Origin of the sequence: Pseudomonas sp. IT-P218, from assembly GCF_949767605.1 — a bacterium.
GTDB lineage: Bacteria > Pseudomonadota > Gammaproteobacteria > Pseudomonadales > Pseudomonadaceae > Aquipseudomonas > Aquipseudomonas putida_AE.
In genome coordinates this window covers 65,466-72,442 of the sequence record NZ_CATKQQ010000010.1, presented here as the reverse complement: position 1 = coordinate 72,442, position 6,977 = coordinate 65,466, and the positions used below count along the sequence as shown (strand labels likewise).

The window sequence follows — 6,977 nt, the reverse complement described above, 5'->3', positions numbered from 1 at the left end:
GTCACGGCCACCATCGCATCGCCAGCAAGCCGGCTCCTACAGATGCGCGTAATGCCCCAAATCCAACAGCATCCACAAATCCTGTAGAAGCTGGCTTGCCAGCGATGACGGCGTAACGGCCACCATCGCATCGCCAGCAAGCCGGCTCCTACAGATGCGCGTAATGCCCCATTCAACATGCTCCCCGCAAATCCTGTAGGAGCTGGCTTGCCAGCAATCAGGTATTGGTCTTCAACTTGGTCCACAGCCGCGTGGTCAAGCGGGCGATGGAGGCTGGCAGGTCTTCTACCGTGAACAGCTTGTCCATCACTGCCTTGGGCGGGTAGATCGCCAGGTCCTGCTTCACCGCCGGCACCACATCAACGTCCGCTGCGCTGTTGGGGTTGGCGTAATGGATGCTGTTGGTGATATTGGCGATGACCTGCGGTTGCAGCAGGTAGTTCATGTAGGAGTAGCCGTTCTTCTGGTGCGGCGCGTTCTTGGGCATGACCACCATGTCGAACCATAACGTCGAGCCCTCATCCGGGATCGAATAGGCAATGTCGATGCCGTTTTTCGCCTCCTTGGCGCTGGCGGCTGCCTGCACGATGTCGCCGTTGAAGCCGATCACCGCGCAGACGTTGCCGTTGGCCAGGTCGCTGATGTACTTGGAGGCGTGGAAATACTGGACGTAAGGCCGGATCTTCAGCAGCGCCTGTTCGGCCTTCTTGTAGTCAGCCGGCTCGTGGCTGTGGGGCGGCAACCCCAGGTAGTTGAGGGTGATCGGCAGCACTTGCGTCGGGTTGTCGATGATCGCCACGCCACATTCGCTGAGCTTCCTGATATTGGCTTCATCGAAAAACAGACTCCAGGATCGGGTCACGTCGGTGTTGCCGAAGATCGCCTTGATCTTCTCGACGTTATAACCAATGCCCGCGGTGCCCCACATGTAGGGATAACCGTACTGGTTGCCGGGGTCGTTGACCTCGAGCTTTTTCATCAGCACCGGGTCGAGGTTGCTCCAGCCCGGGAGCTGGCTCCTGTCGAGCTTCTGGATGGCACCGGCCTTGATCAGGCGCGAGAGGAAATGGTTCGACGGGCTGACCACGTCATACCCGGTATTGCCGGTCATCAGCTTCGATTCCAGCACTTCGTTGCTGTCATGGATGTCGTAAGTGGCCTTGATCCCGGTTTCTTTGGTGAACGTGGCCAGGGTATCGTCGGCGATGTAGCCGTTCCAGTTGGAAATGTTCACGGTTTCATCGGCGTAGGCGGCGGCGCTCAACGTTGAGAGCAGTGCCACCAGGGAAACAGTATTGACGCGCATGTTCGATCACCTTCGTGTTGAAGTGCTTTTGTTGTATGTGAAAGGCGGTGTTCTAGATTTCGCTTCTGGCCCGGGCCGTCTCTACGCGCATGCGCAGCATGGCACCGATATCGAGCAAGGGTTTGGGCGGCAGCCAGCCGGGCTGGGCGCGGCCTTTGACCGATTGCAGGAGCGGCGAGTCGATGCCCGACGCCAGCTCCGCCAGCAGCCGTCCCCACAACGTGCCGCGCGCCACGCCGGAGCCGTTGCACCCGGCCACGGCGAACACGCCCTCCTCGACCTTGGCGAAATACGGCTGCCCGGAGCGCGAAGCGCTGAGGTGGCCGGTCCAGGTGTATTGGATGTCCTGCGCGCCCAGCATCGGGAAACGACGCTGCAAACCCAGGACATGGTGCTGGCGCCGGGTCGCCAGTTCGCCGGGTGACAAGTCCTGGGCGCGGTATTCGGCGGTGTTGCGGATCATCACCCGGCGATCCGGGGTCAGGCGCACCGTGGCCCCCAGGGGGCGGGTCGACAGCACGCCCCAGGGCTCGACGGCGCCAAGGGCCTGGAATTCTTCGTCGCTCAGGGGCCGGGTCAGGCTGGCGCTGAGTTCCATGGCGAAGGTGCCACTGTCACTGATGCCGGAACGGGGAATGAAGGCATTGAGGCAAACCAGCACTTGCCTGGCCTCGATGCAGCCATGGGCGCCGCTGGCGCGGATGCGGCCATTGCCCAGGCGCTGCAGGCCGCTGATCTCGGTGTTTTCAAACAGGGTCACCTGTGGCGGCAATGCATCGAGCAGCCCTTTGACGTATTTCGCCGGTTGCAGCAGCGCATTGCCATTGCCGCACCAGATCGCCGCTTGGTAGTGCCGGGTTCCCAACTTCTGGCGCAACCGGTCTCCTTGCAGAAACTCTGCTGAGGCGCTTACGGCGCGCAAGGTCTGCAGCTTGGACTCGACCTGGGTCAACTTGCGCGGATCGCTGACCGCAAAGAAATAGCCCGATTCGCGAAAATCGCATTCGATGCCGTGCCGGGCAATGCGCTTGCGCACCTCGTCGCTGGCGGTACGGCCAATTGCGGTATCGGCCTGGTAGCCAGCGAATCCCGGGGTGCCTTGCAACTCGGCATGCCCGGGATGTTCGTGGGCGACCACGAACCCAGAGTTGCGCGCCGATGCACCTTGCGCCGCGCGCTGGCGGTCGACCAGCACAATGCGTGCCTGGGGATGCAGTTCAGCCAGCGAGTGAGCGGCACTCAGCCCGGTGATGCCGGCGCCGATCACCAGCCAATCGGCCTGCTGCGTGCCCTTGAGCGGATCGCGCAACGGGCTGTCCCCGGCTTGCGCAATCCAGCCACATACGTTTTCCATGCGTCACCTCGTAGACTGTCGTTGTGCCGGCCTCTCGCAAACCCCATGCGGTATTTGCATGGGTGGTTTCAGATAACGGCCGCTATGACTAGAATCTAAAGGGACATTGCATCGGCAACCAACGTTATTAAATCATCCAGGTATTCTGAAAACGCATGGATAACATTCGCCACATGCCCTCGCTCCAGGGCCTGCAGGCCTTGGTCGAGGTCGCGGATTCGGGCAGCTTCACCCAGGCCGCGCAAACGCTGTGCCTGACCCAAAGCGCCGTGAGCCGCAAAATCCAGCAATTGGAGAGTCACTTCGGCACCTCGATGTTCCTCAGGACCAGCCGCAGCCTGCAGCTCACAGCCGAAGGCGAACAGGTGCTCGCCAGTGCGCGGCACATCCTTGAACACCTCAAGGCCCTCGAAGACCGGATCGCCCCGCAAAAGCGCCCGTTCCGCATCCGCATGCACGTGTCCCTGGCAGTGCGCTGGCTGCTGCCCCGGCTGAATGATTTCTACCGCCATCATCCGCAGGTATCGCTGGCGATCGAGACCGTCGCCACCGAGGTGGTGGAACCGGCCAGCGACAGCGACGCCTACATCCTCTACCTGCCCGAACCGTCCGCTGCCCCGGATTGCCTGACCCTGTTCGAGGAAACGCTGGTGCCGGTGTGTGCGCCCGGACTGGCGCTGGCCTCACAGGAGGATCTCGCCGACTTTGCGCTGCTGCACCGTTCGAGCGACAGGAACGACTGGCGGTATTGGCTGGCCGCCAATGGCGGCAGGTCACTGGACGAGTTTCGCCACCTTCCCTTCAACCTCGACGAACTGGCACTGGATGCCGCCGCCCGCGGGCTGGGTGTGGCCATGACCGACATGACCCTGGCGGGCGAGTCGATCGAACGCGGCGTGCTGGTCATTCCGTTTGGCGAGCCGTTGAAGACCCGGGGGATTTACGCCCTGTGCCTGCAGCCGTCAGCGGCCGCGCATCCGGCGTGCGGGGCGATCTTGCAGTGGTTTGCCGAGCAGGCAGGAACACCCTCCAACCTGTAGGAGCAAGCTTGCTCGCGATGGAGGTCAACGATGACGCGGGGAGCCTGACACCCCGCGGTGCTCTGAGGTTTTTCGCGAGCAATCGAGCGTCGACCGGCTGCTCCTACAGGGGGACCGACGCGTCAGTCATCTTCATGCAACTTGATCCCACGCGCATGCAACAGCGGTGGCACCACCAGCACCAACAACGTCAGCGCCATGAACGCCGCCGAGATCGGCTGGGTCAGGAATATCGTCCAGTCCCCCTCACTGATCGACAGGGCATTGCGCAGCTGTTTCTCGGCCATCGGCCCCAGCAGCATGCCGACGATCACCGGCGCTACCGGGAAATCGAAACGGCGCATCAACACCCCGGCCCAGCCGATCCCCAGCATCAGCAGCAGGTCGAAGGAAGAGTGGCGCATGCCGTAGACGCCGATGGTGGCGAACACCAGGATCCCGGCGCTCAGGTAAGGTCGGGGGATCTGCAGCAGCTTGACCCACAGGCCCACCAGCGGCAGGTTCAGCACCAGCAGGATGACGTTACCGATGTACAGCGAAGCCACCAGGGTCCACACCAAATCGGCGGAGGTCTCGAAGAGCATCGGCCCCGGTTGCAGGTTGTAGTTCTGGAAGGCCGCCAACAGGATCGCCGCCGTGGCGGAGGTCGGAATGCCCAGGGTCAGCAACGGCACCAGCGAGCCAGTGGCACTGGCGTTGTTGGCCGCTTCCGGGCCGGCCACCCCTTCGATGGCGCCCTCGCCCTTGTTGGCCGAAAACTCCTTGGGGTACTTGCTCAGCTTGCGTTCGGTGGAATAGGACAGGAAGGTCGGGATCTCCGCGCCGCCCGCCGGGATCGAGCCAAACGGGAAGCCAATAAAGGTGCCCCGCAACCAGGCAGGCACCGAGCGTTTCCAGTCGGCGCGGGTCATCCACAATGACGTCAGGCGATGCCGGCCCTCGGCTTGCTCGGTTTGATAAAGCAGGCTGTACAGGGCTTCGCCGACCGCGAACAGACCGACTGCCACCAGCACCACCTCGATGCCATCCACCAGTTCGGGCACGCCCAGGGTGTAGCGGGCAATGCCCGACGTCGAGTCGAGGCCGATCATGCCGATGGTCAAGCCGATCCCCAGTGAAGCAAAACCACGCAGCATCGAGGCGCCAAGTACCGCCGAGACCGTGGTGAAGGACAGCACCAGGATCGCGAAATACTCGGCCGGCCCGAAATTCAGCGCCAGCCTGGCCACGACCGGGGCAAACAGGGTCAGCAGCACCGTCGCAATGGTGCCGGCGACGAAGGAGCCGATCGCCGCCGTGGCCAGCGCCGGCCCGGCCCGACCATTACGCGCCATGAGGTTGCCTTCCAGGGCCGTGACCATGGACGACGACTCTCCGGGCGTATTGAGCAGGATCGAAGTGGTTGAACCGCCGAACTGCGCGCCGTAATAGATCCCGGCGAACATGATCAGCGCACCGGTGGGATCGACCTTGGCAGTGATCGGCAGCAGCAAGGCCACCGTCAGCGCCGGCCCGATCCCCGGCAATACGCCAATGGCGGTGCCAAGCAAACAGCCGATGAAGCCCCACAGCAGATTGATCGGTGTCAGCGCTGCGGAAAAACCCATCGCCAGGCTGGCGAGAATGTCCATGCTGTCGATCTCCTTGGATCAGATCCAGGCGTTGACCAGCGGCGGCAGGGAAACCCCCAGCCCGGCGTTGAACAACCAGTAGATCGGCAGGGTCAGGGCCATGCCGATCGCCAGGTCGCGCAGTGGATGACGACTGCCAAAACCGCGGGCCGAACAGGCGAACAGCAGCCCGGCGGCCAGCACGAAACCGATGACGTTGATGAGCAAGGCCACACCGATCAACCCTGCGGTGACCCAGGCTGCGCCGGCCTTGCCGCCCGCCACTGTGTGCGCCTGTTGGTTATCCAGCTCGCGAAAACCGCCGCTGACCGCCTGATAACTCAACAACACGCCCACTGCCCCGAGAAACCCCGCGACCACCCAGGGGTAGACATAGGCCGGCAGAATCACGAAGCCCATCTCCGGCGGAAAGCGCCAGGCGCCCACCGCCAGCACCACGCTGAGGGTAATCAGGCCGATGCCGATGGCCAACTGGGTCGGCACGACTGCGCGGGATCCGGCCATTTCAAAGCAACCCGACCTTGACCAGCATCGCGCGCAACCGCACGTGTTCTTCATCGACGAATTTGCCGAAGTCGTCACCGGTCAGCACGCTCTCCGTCCAGGCGTTGGTCTTGATGTTGTCCTGCCAGACTTTGCTTTTGCTGGCGGCCACCACCGCGTCGGTCACTTCCTTGCGCTGCTCGGGCGTGAGGCCGGCGGCACCATAGACACCGCGCCAGTTGCCGATGACCACGTCATACCCGCTTTCCTTGAGGGTCGGCGCGTCGATCCCGGGCACGCGTTCGGGCGCACCGATGGCGAGCACACGGAACTGGCCGTTCTTGATGTATTGACCCAGCTCGGCGTAACCGCCGGTGATCACCTTGATCTGGCCGCCCAAGGCCTGGGCGACGATTTCACCGCCACCGCCGGTGGCGATGTAATTCACCTTGTTGACCGGCACATCCAGCTTGCCGGCCAGTTCGGCGATGCCGATGTGGTCGATCGAGCCTTTGGAACCACCGCCAAAGGTCACGCTGGTGGGCTTGGCCTTGAAATCCTTGATCAGGTCATCGAGGGTCTTGTACGGCGAATCCTTGCGCACCGCGAGCACGTTGTACTCGGTGAACAACCGGGCGATCGGAGTCACGTCCTTCAGGCTGATCTGCGGTTTGTTCTGCTCGATGCCCGCCACCATGATCGCACCGACCACCAGCAGCGCATTCGGGTCGCCCTTGGTGCTGTTGGCAAACTGCGCCAGCCCTAGCGTACCGCCTGCGCCGCCCTTGTTCTCAAAGGTCGCGGATTTGGCAGCGTTGGCCTCGATCAGGGCTTTGCCCAGCACCCGGGCCGTCTGGTCATAACCGCCGCCCACGGAACCGGGGGCCATGAACTTGACGGTGTCCAGCGCCAGCACGGGGGTGCTGATTGCGGCAGCAACAAGGCCTGCAGCCAGGCAATGGCCGACGCGACGAAACAAAGCGGACATGGTGTCTCTCCCTCTAGCATTGTTTTTATGGGTGCCATCTGCGGGTAAGCGTAGAACATGGTTCCGTCTAAGGCCTGCCGAGCCCTGCGAGTCCTGCGTCACAGACTGAAACATTCTTTTGGTCGGGGTGTTCCAGCCCGCGAAATGCGCCAACTATCCTGAAAAACGTCGACCC

At 62.8% G+C, this 6,977-nt stretch carries 6 protein-coding genes; 1 reads left to right on the top strand and 5 read right to left on the bottom strand.

The features are described 5' to 3' along the window. Positions 1-217: 217 nt before the first annotated feature. Positions 218-1,306: a polyamine ABC transporter substrate-binding protein gene (locus tag ACM6I6_RS06615; protein ID WP_323609497.1), complete on the bottom strand. Its 1,089-nt coding sequence runs from the start codon at positions 1,304-1,306 to the stop codon at positions 218-220. A 52-nt stretch (positions 1,307-1,358) separates the two neighbouring features. Continuing rightward, positions 1,359-2,660 carry an NAD(P)/FAD-dependent oxidoreductase gene (locus ACM6I6_RS06610; protein ID WP_414919636.1) on the bottom strand — a complete coding sequence of 434 codons (1,302 nt, stop codon included), beginning with the start codon at positions 2,658-2,660 and terminating at the stop codon, positions 1,359-1,361. Between the two features lie 155 nt (positions 2,661-2,815). Here ACM6I6_RS06610 and ACM6I6_RS06605 point away from each other — a divergent pair, with 155 nt between their 5' ends. Continuing rightward, on the top strand, positions 2,816-3,700 hold the full coding sequence (locus tag ACM6I6_RS06605) for a LysR substrate-binding domain-containing protein (RefSeq protein ID WP_414919635.1): 885 nt from the start codon (positions 2,816-2,818) through the stop codon (positions 3,698-3,700). 122 nt (positions 3,701-3,822) lie between these two features. Here the strand turns inward: ACM6I6_RS06605 and ACM6I6_RS06600 are convergent, their stop codons facing one another. From ACM6I6_RS06600 to ACM6I6_RS06590, 3 genes are read right to left on the bottom strand one after another with little or no spacing between them, the layout of a single operon-like run. Beyond that, positions 3,823-5,331: a tripartite tricarboxylate transporter permease gene (locus ACM6I6_RS06600; RefSeq protein ID WP_414919634.1), complete on the bottom strand. Its 1,509-nt coding sequence runs from the start codon at positions 5,329-5,331 to the stop codon at positions 3,823-3,825. 18 nt (positions 5,332-5,349) lie between these two features. Further along, positions 5,350-5,835, bottom strand: coding sequence for a tripartite tricarboxylate transporter TctB family protein (locus ACM6I6_RS06595; RefSeq protein ID WP_414919633.1), 486 nt, complete (start codon positions 5,833-5,835; stop codon positions 5,350-5,352). 1 nt (position 5,836) lies between these two features. Next, positions 5,837-6,802 (bottom strand): Bug family tripartite tricarboxylate transporter substrate binding protein, encoded by a 966-nt coding sequence (locus ACM6I6_RS06590; RefSeq protein WP_323608517.1) that lies wholly within the window; start codon positions 6,800-6,802, stop codon positions 5,837-5,839. Between the last annotated feature and the right edge of the window lie 175 nt (positions 6,803-6,977).